The organism is Vibrio gazogenes (assembly GCF_002196515.1).
In the GTDB taxonomy this organism is placed as follows: domain Bacteria; phylum Pseudomonadota; class Gammaproteobacteria; order Enterobacterales; family Vibrionaceae; genus Vibrio; species Vibrio gazogenes_A.
In genome coordinates this window covers 3,128,872-3,148,280 of record NZ_CP018835.1, presented here as the reverse complement: position 1 = coordinate 3,148,280, position 19,409 = coordinate 3,128,872, and the positions used below count along the sequence as shown (strand labels likewise).

The 19,409-nt window shown below is 46.5% G+C and carries 14 protein-coding genes; 12 read left to right on the top strand and 2 right to left on the bottom strand.

Annotated elements, in window-relative coordinates; all coding sequences use genetic code 11:
• Nucleotides 1-165 precede the first annotated feature (165 nt).
• The gene (gene ppsA / locus BSQ33_RS14375; RefSeq protein ID WP_198298110.1) at nucleotides 166-2,541 is read left to right on the top strand and encodes a phosphoenolpyruvate synthase; all 2,376 of its coding nucleotides are present in this window, start codon (nucleotides 166-168) and stop codon (nucleotides 2,539-2,541) included.
• A gap of 120 nt (nucleotides 2,542-2,661) precedes the next feature.
• On the opposite strand, the gene BSQ33_RS14370 is transcribed toward ppsA, so the two are convergent.
• Nucleotides 2,662-4,065 (bottom strand): PLP-dependent aminotransferase family protein, encoded by a 1,404-nt coding sequence (locus BSQ33_RS14370; RefSeq protein WP_198298109.1) that lies wholly within the window; start codon nucleotides 4,063-4,065, stop codon nucleotides 2,662-2,664.
• A gap of 96 nt (nucleotides 4,066-4,161) precedes the next feature.
• Between BSQ33_RS14370 and BSQ33_RS14365 the strand changes: the two genes are divergently transcribed.
• From BSQ33_RS14365 to BSQ33_RS14315, 11 genes are all read left to right on the top strand, one after another.
• Complete coding sequence (locus tag BSQ33_RS14365; RefSeq protein WP_088134373.1) at nucleotides 4,162-5,058, top strand: EamA family transporter; 897 nt, start codon at nucleotides 4,162-4,164, stop codon at nucleotides 5,056-5,058.
• A gap of 140 nt (nucleotides 5,059-5,198) precedes the next feature.
• Nucleotides 5,199-6,833 (top strand): methyl-accepting chemotaxis protein, encoded by a 1,635-nt coding sequence (locus BSQ33_RS14360; protein ID WP_088134372.1) that lies wholly within the window; start codon nucleotides 5,199-5,201, stop codon nucleotides 6,831-6,833.
• 337 nt (nucleotides 6,834-7,170) lie between these two features.
• Entirely contained in the window at nucleotides 7,171-8,451 is a 1,281-nt protein-coding gene (locus BSQ33_RS14355) for a 2-hydroxycarboxylate transporter family protein (protein WP_021019998.1), read from the top strand.
• Nucleotides 8,452-8,754: 303 nt separating this feature from the next.
• Nucleotides 8,755-10,557: a fumarate reductase (quinol) flavoprotein subunit gene (frdA, locus tag BSQ33_RS14350; protein WP_088134371.1), complete on the top strand. Its 1,803-nt coding sequence runs from the start codon at nucleotides 8,755-8,757 to the stop codon at nucleotides 10,555-10,557.
• Between the two features lie 2 nt (nucleotides 10,558-10,559).
• Entirely contained in the window at nucleotides 10,560-11,300 is a 741-nt protein-coding gene (locus BSQ33_RS14345) for a succinate dehydrogenase/fumarate reductase iron-sulfur subunit (protein WP_088134062.1), read from the top strand.
• Nucleotides 11,301-11,305: 5 nt separating this feature from the next.
• Nucleotides 11,306-11,689, top strand: a complete 384-nt coding sequence (gene frdC / locus BSQ33_RS14340; RefSeq protein WP_021019573.1) for a fumarate reductase subunit FrdC — start codon at nucleotides 11,306-11,308, stop codon at nucleotides 11,687-11,689.
• Nucleotides 11,690-11,699: 10 nt separating this feature from the next.
• Nucleotides 11,700-12,065, top strand: coding sequence for a fumarate reductase subunit FrdD (gene frdD, locus BSQ33_RS14335; protein WP_088134370.1), 366 nt, complete (start codon nucleotides 11,700-11,702; stop codon nucleotides 12,063-12,065).
• Nucleotides 12,066-12,139: 74 nt separating this feature from the next.
• On the top strand, nucleotides 12,140-13,459 hold the full coding sequence (locus BSQ33_RS14330) for an anaerobic C4-dicarboxylate transporter (protein WP_088134369.1): 1,320 nt from the start codon (nucleotides 12,140-12,142) through the stop codon (nucleotides 13,457-13,459).
• A 186-nt stretch (nucleotides 13,460-13,645) separates the two neighbouring features.
• Nucleotides 13,646-15,274: an ATP-binding protein gene (locus BSQ33_RS14325; RefSeq protein WP_088134368.1), complete on the top strand. Its 1,629-nt coding sequence runs from the start codon at nucleotides 13,646-13,648 to the stop codon at nucleotides 15,272-15,274.
• Nucleotides 15,249-15,926, top strand: a complete 678-nt coding sequence (locus tag BSQ33_RS14320) for a response regulator (RefSeq protein ID WP_232471930.1) — start codon at nucleotides 15,249-15,251, stop codon at nucleotides 15,924-15,926. The genes BSQ33_RS14325 and BSQ33_RS14320 overlap by 26 nt, the downstream gene beginning before the upstream one ends.
• A 293-nt stretch (nucleotides 15,927-16,219) precedes the next feature.
• Nucleotides 16,220-17,836 carry a putative bifunctional diguanylate cyclase/phosphodiesterase gene (locus BSQ33_RS14315; protein WP_021019568.1) on the top strand — a complete coding sequence of 539 codons (1,617 nt, stop codon included), beginning with the start codon at nucleotides 16,220-16,222 and terminating at the stop codon, nucleotides 17,834-17,836.
• Between the two features lie 17 nt (nucleotides 17,837-17,853).
• Here the strand turns inward: BSQ33_RS14315 and glpD are convergent, their stop codons facing one another.
• Nucleotides 17,854-19,398 carry a glycerol-3-phosphate dehydrogenase gene (gene glpD / locus BSQ33_RS14310; RefSeq protein ID WP_021019567.1) on the bottom strand — a complete coding sequence of 515 codons (1,545 nt, stop codon included), beginning with the start codon at nucleotides 19,396-19,398 and terminating at the stop codon, nucleotides 17,854-17,856.
• Nucleotides 19,399-19,409: the final 11 nt, after the last annotated feature.

Below are 19,409 nucleotides of genomic sequence, written 5' to 3'. Positions count from 1 at the left end.
TTTCAAATTATTTTGAGTAGCATCATTATCACACTATAAATAGAACGACCCTCGGTATTCAACGACATGAGCCACAGCTTTGAAAATATCCTTGGCTATTTTTTTAGCAGGCAAATGTAAACGATTACCACATCCAATAACACAGTCATCCTTCTGGAGAAAGAAATGCCTAACAATACCCTCTGGTTCAACAGTTTATCGATGAATGATGTCGATAAAGTTGGTGGTAAAAATGCTTCACTCGGTGAAATGGTTTCGAATCTGGCCAACGCTGGGGTCTCAGTGCCGAACGGCTTTGCGACCACCTCATACGCATTTAATCAATTTCTAGATTATGAGGGATTAGATCATCGCATTCATCAATTGCTTGATGCGCTCAACGTTGACGATGTCGATGCATTACGTCAGACCGGTGCCACCATTCGTCAATGGATTTTACAGGCGCCCTTTCCTGCCGATTTAGAACAGGAAATTCGGGATAACTATGCTGAACTGACCGGAAACAACGCTGAAATTTCCGTGGCCGTCCGTTCATCAGCCACCGCGGAAGATTTACCGGATGCCTCTTTTGCCGGGCAACAGGAAACCTTCCTCAATGTCAAAGGCATCGATGCGGTCCTTGAAGCGACCAAGCATGTCTACGCATCTTTATTTAATGATCGTGCTATCTCATACCGAGTCCATCAGGGCTTTGACCATCGCGGTATTGCGTTATCAGCCGGGATTCAGCGCATGGTACGCTCAGATAAAGCCGCTTCCGGTGTCATGTTCACATTGGATACCGAATCAGGCTTTGACCAAGTGGTATTTATTACGTCCGCTTGGGGGCTGGGTGAAATGGTTGTTCAGGGGGCGGTCAATCCTGATGAATTCTATGTGCATAAACCGTTGCTGGAAGCCGGTCAAAGCGCGATTGTGAAGAAAACCTTCGGCTCTAAAATGGTCAAGATGATCTATTCTGAGCGACAAGAAATCGGCAAGCAGGTTGAGATTATTGACACCAACGAGCAAGAGCGTCAGCAGTTCTCTTTAAATGATGACGAAATCAGAGCACTGGCCCAACAGGCGATGATTATCGAACAACATTATCAGCGTCCGATGGACATCGAATGGGCCAAAGATGGCATTGACGGCAAGCTTTATATTGTTCAGGCCCGTCCAGAAACGGTTTGCTCTCAGAGTGAAACCAGTGTGATTGAGCGTTTCCAACTCAATGCCAAGGCAGATGTTCTGCTTGAAGGCCGGGCTATCGGTCAGCGTATCGGGTCAGGCACGGTACGCTTGGTTGATTCTCTCGATCAAATGTCGCTGGTACAGCAAGGCGATATTCTGGTTACGGATATGACCGATCCCGATTGGGAACCCGTGATGAAAAAAGCGGCTGCGATTGTCACCAACCGTGGCGGTCGAACCTGCCATGCTGCAATTATCGCCCGTGAACTGGGTATTCCGGCGATTGTCGGCTGTGGCACTGCCACCAGCGATTTACAAAACGGAGCACAGGTTACCGTGTCGTGTGCTGAAGGCGAAACGGGGTATGTTTACCGGGGTCAGCTCGATTTTGAAGTGCGTCGTTCTTCGGTCAATGAGCTACCCAACTTACCGACCAAGGTGATGATGAATGTCGGTAACCCTGACCGTGCTTTCGATTTTGCTCAGATTCCCAATGAAGGGGTTGGCTTGGCACGCCTTGAATTTATCATCAATAAGATGATCGGGATTCACCCGAAAGCGCTGTTGGCGTTTGATGCGCAAGATGATGCCCTCCAAGCCGACATTCGTCAGCGAATCAAAGGCTATCAGGATCCGATCGATTTCTACGTCAGTAAACTGACAGAAGGCATTGCCACGATTGCTGCGGCTTTCTGGCCAAAACGTGTGATTGTCCGGATGTCCGACTTTAAATCAAACGAGTACAGCAATTTAGTCGGTGGTCACAATTATGAACCACATGAAGAGAATCCGATGCTTGGTTTCCGCGGCGCCTCTCGCTACATTTCATCGGCCTTTGAAGACTGTTTTGAACTCGAAACCCGAGCGATTAAACGCGTCCGTCAGGAGATGGGGCTGAAAAACGTCGAGATTATGATCCCATTTGTTCGCACGCCGGATGAGGCATCATCGGTCATTGACTTACTGGCTAAATTTGGGCTGAAACGTGGTGAACAAGGGCTCAAAGTTATCATGATGTGTGAGTTACCCTCCAATGCGGTACTGGCAGATGAGTTCTTGAAGTACTTTGACGGCTTCTCAATTGGCTCAAATGATATGACTCAGCTAACTCTGGGGCTGGATCGAGATTCCGGTGATGTGGCTCACTTGTTTGACGAACGTAACCCTGCCGTGAAAGCGATGCTGAAAATGGCCATTGAAGCGGCAACCAAGGCCGGCAAATATGTCGGCATCTGTGGTCAAGGTCCGTCTGATCATGACGATCTGGCGGCATGGCTCATGGAACAAGGAATCAGTTCTGTTTCACTCAACCCGGATACGGTGATTGATACTTGGCTGAAATTAGGTCAAGTCGCTCAATCCAACTAATTCGACAGCATTGAGTCATTTGATTCGCTTCATCAACCACATCGGGCACCCATCTGGGTGCCCGATGTACATCCGCACGATCATTATTATTTCAAACGTCTGTATGATTCCAAACGCCAGTTAAATGCTGTCGCTAACATCACTCGCTTGCAGGATCGCTTCGATCAAACGATTTAACTCATCCTCCACATCCTGAGTCAGTTCAAAGCCGATATTAATCCGGAAACAATCATGATAGAGCGACAGCGTACTGAAGAGCTCCCCCAACCGAATGTCAATCTGATAGGCTTCAATAAGCGCAGCAAACCGAGTGTGATTGAGATAAGGTACTTGTAGCCAGAGTACCATTCCCCCTAGAGGGTTGCTGATCTTCACTTCGTCAGGCAAGCGCGCCGATAAAAAACTGAAATACGCTTGTTTTAGATTGAGTAACCGGTTGCGCCGGCGTTTCAGTTGTTTGGCATAGTGACCGGATTCAATAAAATCAGCTACAGCAAGCTGAATTGGCAGAGAAACACCAAAGAAAGCAGCCGTATACTGCTGCACATAGGCTGCGGTAAACCGTCCGGGCAAGCACCATCCCAAACGATAGCTGGGCGATAAGCTTTTCGATATCGACCCGCACCACAGGATGTAACCATCTTGATCATAAGACTTGGCGGGCAAAGGTGTATGTTCAGAATAAGAGAGCTCAAGGTAAACATCATCTTCGATGATTGGTACTTGGTAATGATTTGCCAGCGCTGCCAACCGCCGCTTTTGCTGAGCAGACATCGTGATCCCTTGCGGATTCATATGCGATGTGCAGAAAATACCGGCTTTCACACTACCTTGCCGTAAGTGCTGTTCCAGTTGGTCAAGATCGATCCCTTCGTCCAGCGATGGGATTTCAACAATCTGACGCGCCATCTGTCCGAGTAAATCTAAAATACCGCTAAAACAGGGGGAACTAATTGCAATCGCATCCCCAACTTGCGTACAAGCTTCAACGGCCATTTTGATTGCCGGCATACATCCGGATGTAATCACCAGCTCATCCGGGTTGATATGGAACCCGAGCTTAGCAAAATGAGCACTGAGCGCATAACGGAGTGACGGTTCGCCTTGCGGATGAGGATATTGATTGAGTCGCTTCCCGAGAAGTCGCTTGTTGACACGACGAAAACTCTGCTCAAGCGCATTCTGCCCAATGTCATCAAGAAAAGTGGCTGAAACCCCGAGTGGTCCGTTATGTTTGGCAGGAAAAGTGAACCTTGGTCTGACCTGAGAAACCCGACTCACAAACTGCGCCCACGCCGGTGTGTGATGTTGATTACGCTGGGACGACACATAATACCCTGCCTGAGGACGCGCATGGATCCAGCCTTGGGACTCCAGTTCCTGATAACAACTAACCGCTGTAGACATACTGACGGCTTGTTGTTTTGCGAGCTGTCGTAGTGAAGGCAGGCGGCTTCCCTCAGCCAACTGTCCCGCTTCAATCTCGCGTATAAACTGACTCGCCATCGTCTTATACAAACTCATAGACCACCACTGTACCGTTTTAAATCTAAAAAATTGTATCTGTCCGCATAACTGTACCCGAGTAATACTAATTTTTAAACATAAAGGAGTACAGTGATGGTAAGAAACGATTTATTGTTGGCGATTGTTGTCATGGCAATTTGGGGATTCAACTTTTCAATGATTAAGTTGGGCATTACGGATGTGCATCCATTATTGGCGACAGCCGCCCGGTTTACTTTAGCGGTGATCCCCGCCATATTCTTTATCCGCAGGCCGAATGTTGCCTGGCGTTATTTATGTGCTTACGGTGTCGTGTTTGGGGTCGGTATCTGGGGAATGGCGTCTTGGTCAATCACCGCCGGACTTTCTTCAGGAATGTCTTCTGTACTGCTTTCATCGAACGCGTTAATCAGTATGGCGGCCGGTGTATGGATCCAAAAAGAACGGATTTCAAAGCGCAAAATCATTGGCGCGGTGACTGCACTCGTTGCACTTTTAGTCTTGGTTGCTGCGACGAACGGTAACATCACACCACAAGGGTTGATGTTGATTATGATTGCTGCGACTTGCTGGACCGTTATGGGTATGATTGTCAAAGCATCGAAAACGACCCAAGCCTTTGCATTTAACGTTTGGGGCATGCTCTTTGCACCGCTTCCGTTAGTGCTGTTTGCGATGGGTATTTACGGCTCGGATATCATTTTCCATGCAATTGCGACTTGGGATATGAAAACAACCATCGCAGTGGGCTTTCAGGCCTATCCGACCACATTATTTGGTTATTGGGTCTGGAACCGGCTACTGATCCGTTATCCACTCAGTACGACCGCTCCGCTGACTTTATTCGTCCCGATCTTTGCCTTAATTTCCGGCTATCTTATGTTTGGTGAGGTATTAAGTCTTGCGCAGGCTGTCGCGTGTATTCTGTTTTTAGTCGGCATTGGGTTAATCGTAAAACCGGCGCCCCACAAAGATCACAACCAATACAGCTATCTCTCAACTAACGCTTGAAAAAGAAACCGCTTTATACTATTTGTTTGATATGTTTTTTATTAATAACAAATAAGTGATCATGTCTGCGCATCTACAATCAGTCAGAAATGGATGTCGTTGCATATTTTCGGGTACACGTTTGGCTAAGGAGAAGCGGGATGAACCTATTTTTTATGAGAACAATCAGGGCCAGATATACATTTAATTTTTCATTACTCAGCGTTGTATTTCTCATCGTGGTTGTCGCTGCTTATCAATTAGTTAATTATATTCAGCACAGTACCGGACGCTATTCACAGGGTGCCAACTTAATTCAGAATGCAGACCGGGATCTCTATCAATCCCGGCTCGCACTCTCCACATTAATCTTTTCACCGGATAATCACGCACAGACAAATCAATCGACACTCAAAGAAGAAGTCACATCCAATGCAAAACAGGCGCTAGAACGTATGCAAGCGTTTATGCAGATGACCAAAGATGAGCCGGAGATTGTTCAGTACCTCACCCCTTTTCAACGTTATTACCAACAATGGCAAACTGAGCATGCCGCTGTATTAAAAGCATTTGAAAATCAACAGCATGATTTAGCGATGGAACTATTTTTGACTCGTAATGCTGATTCATTTCAGGAATTAAGAAACCTATATGACGGGTCGGAAGAATTGATCACCAAATATGCCACCCAAGAAAGACAACAAATCAACCGCCATGCCGAACAATTCAAATTATTTGTTTCGATTCTCTCGGTTGTTGTTTTATTTGCCAGTCTGATGCTCGCTTGGTTCGCCCCGAAAAAGATTTCCAATGCGATAAAAAAAGTCACATCGGATATTCATCAAATCAGTCAGGGTGATGGTGATTTGACGCGACGTATTAATAGCCAGAAATCAGATGAAACCGGTGATCTGAGTCGCGAACTTGACGGTTTTGTTGACAAACTCGGTGATATTATCCGCCAAATCAGAAATGGGTGTAGCAATATTCAGGACGAAATGAAAAAAATCAGTCACGCTGCTGCGGAATCATCATCTCTCAGTGACAAAGAAGATCAATCACTGGATATGGTCGTGACAGCAATCGAGGAAATGAGCTCAGCGACAAAAGAAGTTGCCCAAAATGCCGCAGAAACAGCCACTCAGGTTGAATTGCTTTCTCGACTGGTTGATGAAGGGGAAGTGTCCATTGTCAATTCAACCGAGCGTTTACATGATTTAACCCAACAAATTGAACATGCCTCAATGGTCATTGAACGCTTGTCCCACAGCTCCGAAAAAATTTCATCCGTTTTAGATGTGATTCTCAATATTTCCGAACAGACTAACCTATTGGCACTGAATGCTGCGATTGAAGCCGCCCGAGCCGGTGAGCAAGGACGGGGATTTGCAGTGGTCGCGGATGAAGTCAGAAATTTAGCGAGTAAGACCCAACTATCGACTGAAGATATTCGCCATATGATCAACAGCCTGCAAAACGAAGTATCAGAAGCCGTTCAATCGATCAAAACGAGTGTCGATATTGCAAACAGTACCGAAACCATGAATGCCCATACAAAAGAGTTACTCGATACAGTGAAGTCCTCTTCGAATCAGATTCAAGGGCTAACATTGCAAACAGCCAGTGCAACGGATGAGCAGAGTCTGGTTGCCAATGAAATTAATACCAACTTAGCGAACCTCTCAGAGATGTCGAAACAAATCAGAAATATGTCAAATACAGTAAATCAGTCGGTGCAAGATGCGGTGATGGATCTGGATACACTGGCAACACAAATTCAGCGTTTTTCGGTGTAAGCCTGTGACCAGAAATTGATCCATACTTGCATGGATCAATTTCACAGATAGATAAAGGTCACCGTAAAAATGTGACTCGCTCCCCTGCTCTGCGAGAGAGTATGATCTTGACCTCTCGCAGCTCCCCGTCAGATAAGTCGATAATTTCATCATCATGCTTCATTTTTGGTCACTTCCCCTGACTCATCCAGCGTTGCTACCCGTGAACAAAAGTTACAAAAGCACAAGATAGTTACATTAACCACAAAATCAATCTTTCTCCGTCTCAGTGTTGATAGACTCGCCCCACAAAATCAAGAACCCACCCCTACAGAAACAGAAAAGGTGCAGGTAAGCTATGTTAACCAATAACTCTATCAACCCTACAGATAAGCGCACGATTCACATTATCTTTGCGCTTTCTGCGGCAGTCATTTTACTCGCCACGATCCAGAATAAAATGCCAACGGGAATCATTGGCGCAATCGGTGTCATGGCGGTCGTCGGATATATTTTGAATGTCATCGGCGACAAAACCCCCATTTTGAACCAATTCTTCGGTGGCGGTGCCATTGCCATTATCTTTGGCTCTTCTTATCTGTTCCACAGTGATTTTATGCCGCAACAAATTGCCGGCTCAATTACCACATTTATGAAAAGCGGTGGCTTCCTCTCTTTCTTTATTGCCAGTCTGGTCACCGGTTCAATCTTAGGTATGGAGAGAGAAATCCTCAAAAAAGCCGCGCTCAAATATATCCCGGTAATTTTCGGAGGCGTTATTTTTGCGTTTCTGTTTGCCGGACTCGTCGGTTTCATGGTCGGAGATGGCTTCTTCGATTCAATCATGTTGATTGCACTGCCAATTATGGGTGGTGGTATGGGTGCCGGAGCAGTTCCTCTGGTTGAAATCATGTCCGGTAACACCTCGATGACAGCCGCCGAGCTGATGTCAAAAATGGTTCCGGCACTGGCTATCGGTAATGCGATGGCGATTGTGATTGCAGGCTTACTTAACAAACTCGGAACCATCTATCCGTCTTTAACGGGTAACGGTCAACTGATCCGTGGCTCACACCAGCCATCGGTAGAAGAAACAAACGAGAAACCATCAGTAGATACATTAGGTATTGGTGCATTACTGGCAATCACGATGTTCTTTGTCGGTACGATGCTCACCGAAGTGATTAGTATGCATACATATGCATTGATGATTTTGTTCGTTGCATTTGTCAAATTCACAGGAGTGATTCCTCGTGAACTCGAAAAATCAGCTCACGCTTGGTACAAGTTTGTGGTCGATAATCTCACACCGGCATTGTTAGTCGGGATTGGTGTCGCCTATACCGACCTCAATCAGATTGTTGCCTCATTGAGTGTTGAATACTTCCTGATGGTGTTTGCAACCGTTGCGGGTGCGGTAGTCGGTGCTGCATTGGTTGGTCGACTGATGGGATTCTATGCCATTGAAGCCGCGCTGACTGCCGGTCTGTGTATGGCCAATATGGGCGGAACCGGAGATGTTGCCGTTCTGGCTGCGTCGCGTCGTATGGAACTGATGCCGTTTGCACAGATTTCATCCCGAATCGGTGGGGCCTTTATGCTGATTTTAGCCACCGTGATCCTTGAACTATTGAAATAAGGAACGACAACCGTCGCTTCAAGAAAACAACGACGATGCGTCACTGGCGCATCCTGTGAAATAAGAAACTGAGATTAAACATAATAATTGATAAGTGTCCGGAACCTGCTCAGCGCCGAGTCACGTTTAATCATCAGAAAATACCAAAAAAGCAATACTGTCAGCCCAAGGAAAATAAGCATTCATTTCAGAATAACAAGAATGCATCGGTATCCGACCCTCGCGGGTCGGTATACCCACTTGTTTGATATGGAAAGTACCTCGGTGCTTTTGAATTGACTATTTTACACTTGGAGGATAGCTGTGAAAACTTTAACCACAGATATCGCAATTATTGGTGCAGGCGGTGCGGGACTACGTTCTGCCATCGCGGCCACCGAAGCAAATCCAGAATTGGAAATCGCTCTGATTTCTAAAGTCTACCCCATGCGTTCTCACTCCGTTGCTGCCGAAGGTGGTTCCGCTGCTGTCATCAAAGAAGAAGATAGTTTGGACAACCACTTCAACGATACCGTTGGCGGTGGCGACTGGTTGTGTGAACAAGATGTCGTTGAATACTTTGTTGCCAATGCAACCCGGGAAATGATCCAGATGGAGCAGTGGGGCTGCCCCTGGAGCCGGAAAGAAAATGGTGAAGTCAACGTCCGCCGTTTCGGTGGTATGAAAGTTGAGAGAACTTGGTTTGCCGCAGATAAAACCGGTTTTCATATGCTGCATACCCTGTTCCAAACGTCGATTAAATATCCGCAAATCAAACGCTTTGACGAATACTTCGTGGTTGACCTGTTGGTGGACGACGGTCAGGTACAAGGTTTGATTGCCATTCATATGGCAGAAGGTGAGTTAGTCGCCATTAAAGCGAAATCTGTCATTTTAGCCACGGGTGGTGCAGGCCGTGTTTATCACTGTAATACCAATGGTGGCATTGTAACCGGTGATGGTATGGCAATGGCCTATCGTCACGGTGTCCCCCTTCGCGACATGGAATTTGTTCAATACCATCCGACCGGTCTGCCCGGTACTGGGATCCTGATGACTGAAGGGTGTCGGGGTGAAGGCGGCATTATCGTCAATAAAAATGGCTATCGTTATCTGCAAGATTACGGTATGGGACCAGAAACCCCTGTCGGCGAACCGAAAAACAAATATATGGAACTCGGTCCGCGTGACAAAGTTTCTCAGGCTTTCTGGCACGAGCAGCAAAAAGGCAACACAATTGAGCACCCACTCGGCGATGTCGTCCATTTGGATCTGCGTCATCTGGGAGCGGAATATCTGCATGAGCGTCTGCCATTTATTTGTGAGCTGGCAAAAGCTTATGTGAACGTCGATCCGGTCAAAGAGCCCATCCCAATCCGTCCGACGGTGCACTACACCATGGGTGGGATTGAAACCAATGGTCAATGTGAAACGCGGATCCAAGGCTTATTTGCTGTCGGTGAATGTTCTTCTGTTGGTCTGCACGGCGCAAACCGTCTCGGCTCGAACTCACTGGCTGAATTCGTTGTATTTGGTCGCGTTGCCGGTGAACACGCCGCAGAACGTGCAACAACCTTTAACGGCTGGAATGATGCTGCAATTGCTGCACAAATCAAATCCACCGAAGATCGGATTGCTGCGTTGACACAACAAGAAGGCGATGAAAACTGGGCCGATATCCGCACTGAAATGGGTCATGCCATGGAAGCCGGATGTGGGATCTACCGTCAGGAAGATCTGATGCAACAAGCGATTGATAAGCTGACCGAGCTGAAAGAACGCTATAAAAAAATCAGCATCAAAGACAAAGGTAAAGTCTTTAACACTGACCTCTTGTATGCCTTGGAAATCGGCTATGGTCTGGAAGTTGCCGAAGCAATGGTTCACTCCGCGATTCTCCGTAAAGAGTCCCGTGGTGCGCACCAACGTCTCGATGAAGGTTGTACCGAGCGTGACGATGTGAACTACCTCAAACACTCTCTGGCATTCTATCAAAAAGATGCAGCGCCGCGGATTGACTACAGTGATGTCACCATCACCAAGTCACAACCGAAAGCCCGTCTTTACGGTGCTGCCGCGGATCAAGCCGCAGCCGAAGAAGCCAAACAGCGCGCAGAGGAGAAATAATCATGGTCACCCAACGTATTCAAAAAGTGGACATTCTGCGTTATGACCCGGAAAAAGATGCTGAGCCTTACTTACAGTCTTTTGAAGTCCCTTTCAATGAAACCATGTCGATCCTCGACGCCATTTCATATGTGAAAGATCATCTGGACAAGAACCTCTCCTATCGTTGGTCTTGTCGGATGGCGATTTGTGGCTCTTGTGGCGTGATGGTCAACGGCGTACCAAAACTCGCCTGTAAGAGTTTTCTGCGCGACTACCCGAACGGCGTGAAGATCGAACCATTGGCAAACTTCCCGATCGAAAAAGATCTGATTGTCGATATGACACCGTTCATCGAGCGTCTGGAAGCCATTAAACCTTATATCATCGGTAATGATCGTAAACCGGAAGACGGCACCAACCTGCAAACCCCTGAGCAAATGGCAAAATATAAACAGTTTGCCGGCTGTATCAACTGTGGTTTGTGTTATGCCGCCTGTCCGCAGTTCGGCCTCAATCCGGAATTTATCGGTCCGGCTGCACTGACACTAGCGCATCGTTATAACCTCGACAGCCGTGACCATGGTCAGGCCGAGCGGATGAAACTGATCAATGGTGAAAACGGGGCCTGGGGTTGTACCTTTGTCGGTTATTGCTCTGAAGTCTGTCCGAAGAGTGTCGATCCGGCAGCGGCGGTCAACCAAGGTAAAGTGACGTCGTCCATGGACTTTGTCATTGCGATGTTGAAACCTCAGGAGGCATAAAAGAGATGAGTAATCGTAAGCCCTATGTAAGAGAAGTGAAACGGACATGGTGGAAAAGCAATCCGTTCTATCGCTTTTATATGGTCCGTGAGGCAACGGTTCTGCCGTTAATCGTGTTTACCCTCTTCCTCACTGTCGGTCTGGGATGTCTGGTGAAGGGGCCGGAAGCATGGCAATCATGGCTGAACTTTATGGCGAACCCAGTGGTTATCATCATCAATATCATTGCGCTGATCGCCAGTTTGTTTCATGCCTATACGTTCTTTGGCATGATGCCGCAAGTGGTACCGATGCGACTGAAAGGCAAGTTAATCGATAAGAAAATTATCGTACTGAGCCAATGGGTTGCTGTTGCCGTGATTTCTGCACTTGTGCTCATCATCGTTTAAGGAGACACACATGATTAACCAAAATCCAAAACGTTCAGACGAACCCGTCTGGTGGAGCCTGTTTGGTGCCGGTGGCACTTGGTTTGCCATGATTACCCCCATCACAATTTTTATACTGGGAGTCATGGGACCAATGGGCATGCTTGATGCAGATGCCCTGAGCTATGATCGTGTGCTTGGTTTTGCGACCAATATCATTGGTGCACTGTTTGTGATTGCAACCATTGCACTCCCGATGTGGCACGCAATGCACCGTGTCCATCACGGTATGCATGACCTGAAAATCCATACCGGCGTGATGGGCAAGGTACTGTGCTACGTCATCGCATTTACACTGTCAGCCATCGCGACTATTTTTATATTTATGTTGGGGTAACCCCCTTTCGTGACCTTGTCAACGCAGGCTGCGAGTACAAGGTCACGTTCGACACATGCTAAAGAGATCATCACATGTTCTATATTCATATGCTGCTGCTGCTTGCCATCATCTTTGTCGGTATCCGACATGGTGGTATTGCATTTGGCCTGTTAGGTGGACTCGGTGTCACCATTTTGGCCTTCGTCTTCAAGGTCACACCAGGGCATCCCCCTGTCAGTGTAATGCTGATTATTCTTTCCGTGGTTGCCGCATCGGCGACACTGGAAGCCACCGGTGGTTTAAAACTTCTGGTCAAATACGCTGAAAAATTGATGCGTAAACATCCCGGTCAGATTGTCTTTCTGGGCCCCCTATGTACTTATACCCTGACGGTTCTGGTCGGGACCGGCCACTCTGTTTATCCACTTTTACCGGTCATTTACGATGTCGCCTATAAAAAAGGAATTCGTCCGGAACGGCCAATGGCCATTGCTTCTGTCGCATCACAAGTTGGTATTACTGCCAGCCCGATCGCTGCGGCAGCCGCTGTTGTTATGGCAACCGCTGTTGATAATCATCTCGATATCGGCCTGATAGATGTTCTGATCGTGACCATTCCGGCAACACTGACCGGTTTGTTAGTTGCCTGTACCTGGAGTCTGAAGCGCGGTAAAGATTTGGACAAAGATCCAGAGTTTAAAGCACGTTGCCAAGATCCTGAATTTGTTCAGGAACTTGAAGATAATAGTGCACTCGAGCAAGGCAATAACATTGATAAAAATGCGAAAAAAGGCTTGCTCATTTTCATGCTGGGGATTGCAACTGTCGTTTTTGTCGCCATGTTCGGCAAAAATCTCAATCTGCTTCCTCCGGGTGTGAAAATGTCCGTCGGGATTCAATTCTTGATGCTGGCTGTCGGGGCGATCATTTTGGTCAGCACCAAAGTGTCACCAAAGAAAATCGTTCACAGTAATGTATTTATCGCGGGGATGACGGCTGTCATTATCATCTTCGGGATTGCGTGGATGAGTGACACCATCATCAGTTTCCATAAAACCTATCTGATTGATATGGTTCGCGATATTGTACACGCACATCCGTGGGCTTTCGCCATCGCGATGTTCTCGGTGTCTATCTTCCTGAAAAGTCAGGCAGCCGTGTTGACCATCATGCTCCCTCTCGGGTTTTCTTTAGGCATTCCACCGAAAGTGCTGATTGGTGTGTTACCTGCGTGCTACGCTTATTTCTTCTTCCCATTCTATCCAAGTGATCTGGCTGCGATTACCTTTGACCGTACCGGCACCACTCGGATTGGGAAGTATGTTCTCAACCATAGCTTTATCCTGCCGGGATTCATCTGTGTTCTGACATCAACCGTGGTTGGTTATTTCCTCTCAACCACCATTCACTGATTCGATTTTTCGAATCCCCCCTCTGCTCCCGTACACCTTGTGCTGTACGGGAGCAGGCTCTCACTTCCCACCGACATCTCTTCGCGCTGGTCTCACTGCCTCCCGACCCATGATACAATGTCACCGACTTGCGGCGTGAGCCGATTGGCGAGTCATTTCTGACGTTAAATCTATGAATCTAAGCTTATGAAACTAAAGAGTTACCTGACTTTAACGACGATTGCGACCACCTCTTCTGTCGTGATCGTCATGACGATCGCGATATTGTACCTGTTACAGAATTCTTATCAGTCAGGTCTCGAAGCCCGGGGGCTGGAACTCGCCCGTGTGATTGCACATGACCCTAAAGTCATTCAGGCCTTGCGCACGAAGGCTACACATCCGGCAACGGATACGATCCGTGATTATATTGAGTCGATTCGCTCTCGAACCGACGCCTCTTACATCGTGGTGGTCGATCAGCAAGCCATTCGTCTCAGTCATCCGGATCACAATCGGGTCGGCAAACATTTCATTGGTAAAGATATCAACCGAGTCTTACAAACCGGTCAATCCTACAGTACCGAAGCGAAGGGCTCTCTCGGGAAAGCGATTCGCAATTTCGTGCCGATTTATGATCACGGTAAACAAGTTGGTGCAGTGTGTATTGGTTATTTATCAGAAAGAATTTCCGATATCATTTTTCGCCAACATGTTCATATCGGCTTGTTGATCGCACTCATCTATCTGTTTGGTATCGGTACAACCGTTGCCTTTTTACTCAAGATGAAAAAGACATTTCTCGATTACGAGCCAGAATTTATCGTCAATAAGTTTCGTGAGCACGGGATGGTCTTTGACAGTATTCGGGATGCCATTATTGCGGTTGATCATGATATGAACATCACCATGATCAATAACAGCGCGATGAAACTCCTCTCAATGGGAGTATTAAATCGCTATGACTATCAGCATCATCCTCTTTCCCACTATTCTATTCCACTCAGCCATTTGGTACTGGAGAATCAAGGACGCTTCCATCAGGAAGAATTCAGTATTGGTAAGATCAAATACCGAGCGAACCTTTATCCGATCAAAACCACCAAAGGCTTAATTGGGCATGTCATTGTATTCTTCACCAACCTGAGCCCCAATGAGCTGGAAAAAGAAATTATCTATTTAAAAAACTATGCTGAATTGCTCCGTAGCAAAACCCACGAGTATTCGAACAAACTCAATGTGCTGTCGGGAATGCTACAAATTGGTAAATATGAAGAATCGATTGACTTTATTCAGCAAGAAACCGACCGCTATCAGGCGGTTATCAATCATATTGTATTAAGTGTGTCAGACAGTGCGGTGGCCGGTCTGTTACTGGCTAAATTTAACAAAGCCTCCGAGATGGGGGTAAAATTTACTATCGACATTGATACGACTCTGGCAAGTTACACCAAACAAACGTCTGAAAAACTAGTGACGATTATTGGTAATTTGGTAGATAATGCGCTGCTGGCTGCCTGGCAACACCGGGGGGAGGTACAGCCTGAAGTCACCGTTTATCTCAGTGACCGTGGTAGATACATCATGCTGGAAATTCAGGATAACGGGACAGGTATCCCCGATGAAATCGCAGAGCATATCCTAGAGTTTGGTGTCAGCTCAAAGCAGGAAGATGAACAAAATGGCGTTGGCCTGTACCTTGTCAAACAGTTGGTCGATTACTTTCACGGCAGCATTGACTGGGAACGCACTGAACAACATACCACTTTGTTCAGTATCTATTTAGAAAAGAAAGAAGAGGCGCATGACGATGAAGACCCGAGTAATGTTGCTTGAAGACGATATTCGAGCCAGCTATACCTTGGAATCAACAATCAACCAACACCCTCATTTTCAGGTCGTTGCTGTCAGTGAAAGTTGTGCCGATGCACAAATCCAGTTCAATGCATTTCAACCACAACTCGTGTTTGTTGATATTACGCTTCCCGATGGGAACGGTCTGACATTGATTCAACAACTTCGTCAACAAGCCGCTGACTGCCACTTCATCATGACAACGGCCGAGCGTGAAACGACGACCGTTGAAAAAGCCGTCCAACTCGGGGTGATTGACTATCTGGTGAAACCAATTCGTATGTCGCGCATCAATCAGGCCCTTGATGATTATATTCAATATAAACAAAAACTTATCAGCAATTCGACCGTCGATCAGGACGATATTGATCAGTTACTCCGTAAATCCCCGATTCAGCCGATTCGTCAAACCCCAAAGGGGATCGACGCCACGACACTCGAATCATTGAAAGCGTTACTTTATCAAGAACAGCTACACGATTTTTCCGCAGATGATATCAGCGAGCGCATGAGTTTCAGTCGTATCACTGCCAGACGTTATCTGGAATATCTTGAATCTGAAGGTGTGTTACGTCTGGTGCTCAACTACAATACCGGCGGACGGCCAAGGCGTCTGTACCAGATGATAAAGTAGTCCCTCTCCTCTCGAACATATGGTATTGATATACCGACAACGTGATAATCTCTGACATTCATGTCAAAAGTGCTCTATGCTTAATAAATAGACGATTTTCACGTGTACTCAAGTAACATCTTAAGCGAAAAAACATACTCACACGATTGAATGTGCAACATGAAATATTTGCTTAAATACCCCAAGAAGTACTGCTAAGAGATTGTCATAAAAAGAAAAACTGTGTAACATTTCACCAAATTACGTGGTATGCCCATCGGGGCTGTTGGACGCTGCATCGCTGGGGTCTATATATGGTCATGAAATATATCGCCTTCGCGAATGTTGCTGTCGGCATTCTTCTACTGATTTACAGTATGAAACCTACCTACCAGATCGGTCGCACAGAACAAGCGTCCCGATGGAAAGTACTGATCACGTTGCTCTCTGTCTTTGTTCTTGGCTATCTTTCCATGCTTATCGCGCTGGTTGACAGACCGATGAACCCCTATCTGTTGATGATTTCTCTGATTATCCTCGGGACTAGTTTTCTGATTACATTACTCGTTTCACAGTCCCGAAATATACTCCATCAGCTCAATCGTTCTGCTCAGGATGAACAGTATCATTCTCTACACGACAGTCTGACATCACTGGCAAACCGTAAATATTTATTCAGTTCGCTCCAAACCCTCGTTCAATCAAAACAGTTGTTTAGCTTATTGCTGATTGACCTGAATAATTTCAAACAGATCAACGATGGTTTGGGCCACTATTTTGGCGATAAGTTTCTGATTTCAGTCGCCAATCTGTTACAGGAAAACACCAAACAATATGGTCGGTTATACCGTATGGGTGGCGATGAGTTTGCGCTAATCTTATCCGGCAGTAATGACGATGACACAATTCTCAGTGCGGTGGATGCCATTCATGATGCCCTTCATGCACCCGTGAAAGTGATGACTTACTCAATGAAGACATCAGCAAGTGTTGGGATCACCAAATATCCACACAACGGGCATGAAGTTTCCAATCTGCTGAAACAGGCAGATTTAGCCATGTATGACTCGAAGAAAAAACATAAACCTTATACGTTTTATCATGACCAACTGGGTTCCGATTCTTATAAAAAGCTTAAACTTTCGATCAAATTAGCTGAAGCACTCAAAAATGACGTTTTTGAACTGCATTACCAACCGATTATTCGCAGTCAGACGCAAGGTATTGCCAGTCTCGAAGCCCTGCTGCGCTGGCCTCAGGAGGATGGTAGTTTTATTGAGCCGGGGGACTTCATCCCCATTGCTGAAAAAAGTGCGCTGATTTCCGTACTCACACAGTGGGTCATCCATCGGGCCACTCAGGATTTAAATGTCTTAAGGGCACACGGTTTCCATGGCAGTCTGCATATCAACCTTTCAGCCAAAGACTTTCAGGATGATGAGGTCGTCAATCAACTGCGTGCTCTGCGTCAGGCAGGACAAATACAATCGGATGATTTAGTGTTTGAGATTACCGAAACGGCTGTGTTTGAAGATCTTGAAAAAGCGAAGTGTGTCATTCATAAAATACACGCACTGGGTTTTCAATTCAGTATGGATGATTTCGGCATCGGTTATTCCTCTCTGGTGATTTTACGTGAATTACCAATCTCTCAGATTAAGATTGATCGCTCGTTCGTGTCCGAATACCATCAGAAAGAGTCTAACCGGACCATTATCTATGCATTGATCCGGTTAGCACAAGATTTGAATTTAAGTGTTGTTGCCGAAGGTGTGGAAGTTTGCAGTGTCGAACAAGCATTAGGGGAAATCGGATGCCACTATACGCAAGGGTTTCTTCGTTTCCCACCGGAGCCTTTACATCACTTATTATACAACGAACAGTTCCGGGACCACCTTGAACCCATGCTTCCGGAACCATCTCAACCATGACATTCTCAGGCGCCACCTTACCCGACTTTAAACTGATCAGAGACTGATGTGTCAGTACATCGGGTTGTAATGTATTGTGCTATGGCCTGCTGCTCTTCCTGATTAAGATATAACCCCAGTTTCGTTCTGCGCCATAAAAAGTCATCACTGGTTCTCACAAATTCACAGGCAATCATGTAGTCAATTTCCCGTTGATAGACACCTTCGGCAAAACAACGCCCCATGTCTTCTAAGCAACTGACCCCAGATAACATTTTTCGAGTATAGGTGCCAAACTGAACCGCATAGCGAAATGCCTGTTTCTGACTCAGCCATGGATAACTGGCACGCAGCGATTCACCTAGTTGTTCCCGGGTACAACTAAAGTAACCGCCCGGAAGAGGCACATTGGCAGTCCACGGTTTCCCCATCTGTTCAAAGTATGGTTCGAGCTTGTTCATCGCCGCTTCGCCCAGTTTACGATAAGTCGTCAGCTTACCGCCAAACACTGACAATAATGGTGCCTGATCGCCAGCCTGTTCCAACTCAATCGTATAATCTCTGGTCACGGCCTGAGGTGAACTTGACTCGTCATCGCACAACGGGCGGACCCCACTGTATGACCAAATTACATCTTCACGAGACAGTTGCCGCACAAAATGCTGATTGACAATATCAATTAAGTAGTTCTGCTCTTCATCATCAATTTCAACCTGACGGGGATCACCATGATATTCAACATCCGTCGTACCGATGATAGAGAAGTCATCCATGTACGGAATGACAAACACAATTCGATTATCTTTGTTCTGTAAGATATACGCCTGTTCTTCATGATGAATCCGGGGAACGACAATATGCGATCCTTTCACCAGACGAATATTACGTGGTGATGCCGTCGATAAACCATCATCAAAGAACTGCTTCACCCAAGGTCCGGCGGCATTGACGAGTGCTTTCGCATAACGTTCGAAGCGTGTATCTGATTGCTGATCATAAATCGTAACACGCCAGATATCATTCTCACGCACAGCGCGTTCAACCCGACAGTAATTACTGACTTCTGCACCATTTTCTTGCGCAGCTAAAATATTCAGAACGACTAAACGAGCATCATCGACCCAGCAATCTGAATACTCAAATCCGGTTTTCATTTCGGGTTTTAATAATCCGCTTTCAGCCAGATTCACCTTATGACTGGCTGGCAGTGTGGTTCGTTTCCCGAGATGATCATATAAAAATAGTCCGCAGCGAATCATCCATGCTGGCCGCAAATAAGGCCGGTGCGGCAATCGAAAACGCATCGGGCGAGCCACATGAGGCGCTTTTCTGAGCAAAACTTCCCGTTCAGCAAGGGCTTCTGCGACTAAACGAAATTCATAATGTTCCAAATAACGCAGCCCTCCATGAATCAGCTTAGAACTGGATGAGGAGGTTGCAGAGGCAAAGTCTTGCGCTTCATAAAGTCCGACGGACAGACCACGTCCGGCAGCATCAGCAGCGATTCCGGCACCATTAATGCCGCCACCGACAATAATTAAGTCCAGCAGACGATTTTCTTGATTGGGTGTTATTACATCCATAAAGTAACCTC

Excerpts from the sequence above, each read along its gene's own strand:
- ppsA (WP_198298110.1), top strand. The coding sequence starts at position 166 with ATGCCTAACAATACCCTCTGGTTCAACAGTTTATCGATGAATGATGTC.
- BSQ33_RS14370 (WP_198298109.1), bottom strand. The coding sequence starts at position 4,065 with ATGAGTTTGTATAAGACGATGGCGAGTCAGTTTATACGCGAGATTGAA.
- BSQ33_RS14365 (WP_088134373.1), top strand. The coding sequence starts at position 4,162 with ATGGTAAGAAACGATTTATTGTTGGCGATTGTTGTCATGGCAATTTGG.
- BSQ33_RS14360 (WP_088134372.1), top strand. The coding sequence starts at position 5,199 with ATGAACCTATTTTTTATGAGAACAATCAGGGCCAGATATACATTTAAT.
- BSQ33_RS14355 (WP_021019998.1), top strand. The coding sequence starts at position 7,171 with ATGTTAACCAATAACTCTATCAACCCTACAGATAAGCGCACGATTCAC.
- BSQ33_RS14345 (WP_088134062.1), top strand. The coding sequence starts at position 10,560 with ATGGTCACCCAACGTATTCAAAAAGTGGACATTCTGCGTTATGACCCG.
- frdC (WP_021019573.1), top strand. The coding sequence starts at position 11,306 with ATGAGTAATCGTAAGCCCTATGTAAGAGAAGTGAAACGGACATGGTGG.
- frdD (WP_088134370.1), top strand. The coding sequence starts at position 11,700 with ATGATTAACCAAAATCCAAAACGTTCAGACGAACCCGTCTGGTGGAGC.
- BSQ33_RS14330 (WP_088134369.1), top strand. The coding sequence starts at position 12,140 with ATGTTCTATATTCATATGCTGCTGCTGCTTGCCATCATCTTTGTCGGT.
- BSQ33_RS14325 (WP_088134368.1), top strand. The coding sequence starts at position 13,646 with ATGAAACTAAAGAGTTACCTGACTTTAACGACGATTGCGACCACCTCT.
- BSQ33_RS14320 (WP_232471930.1), top strand. The coding sequence starts at position 15,249 with ATGAAGACCCGAGTAATGTTGCTTGAAGACGATATTCGAGCCAGCTAT.
- BSQ33_RS14315 (WP_021019568.1), top strand. The coding sequence starts at position 16,220 with ATGGTCATGAAATATATCGCCTTCGCGAATGTTGCTGTCGGCATTCTT.
- glpD (WP_021019567.1), bottom strand. The coding sequence starts at position 19,398 with ATGGATGTAATAACACCCAATCAAGAAAATCGTCTGCTGGACTTAATT.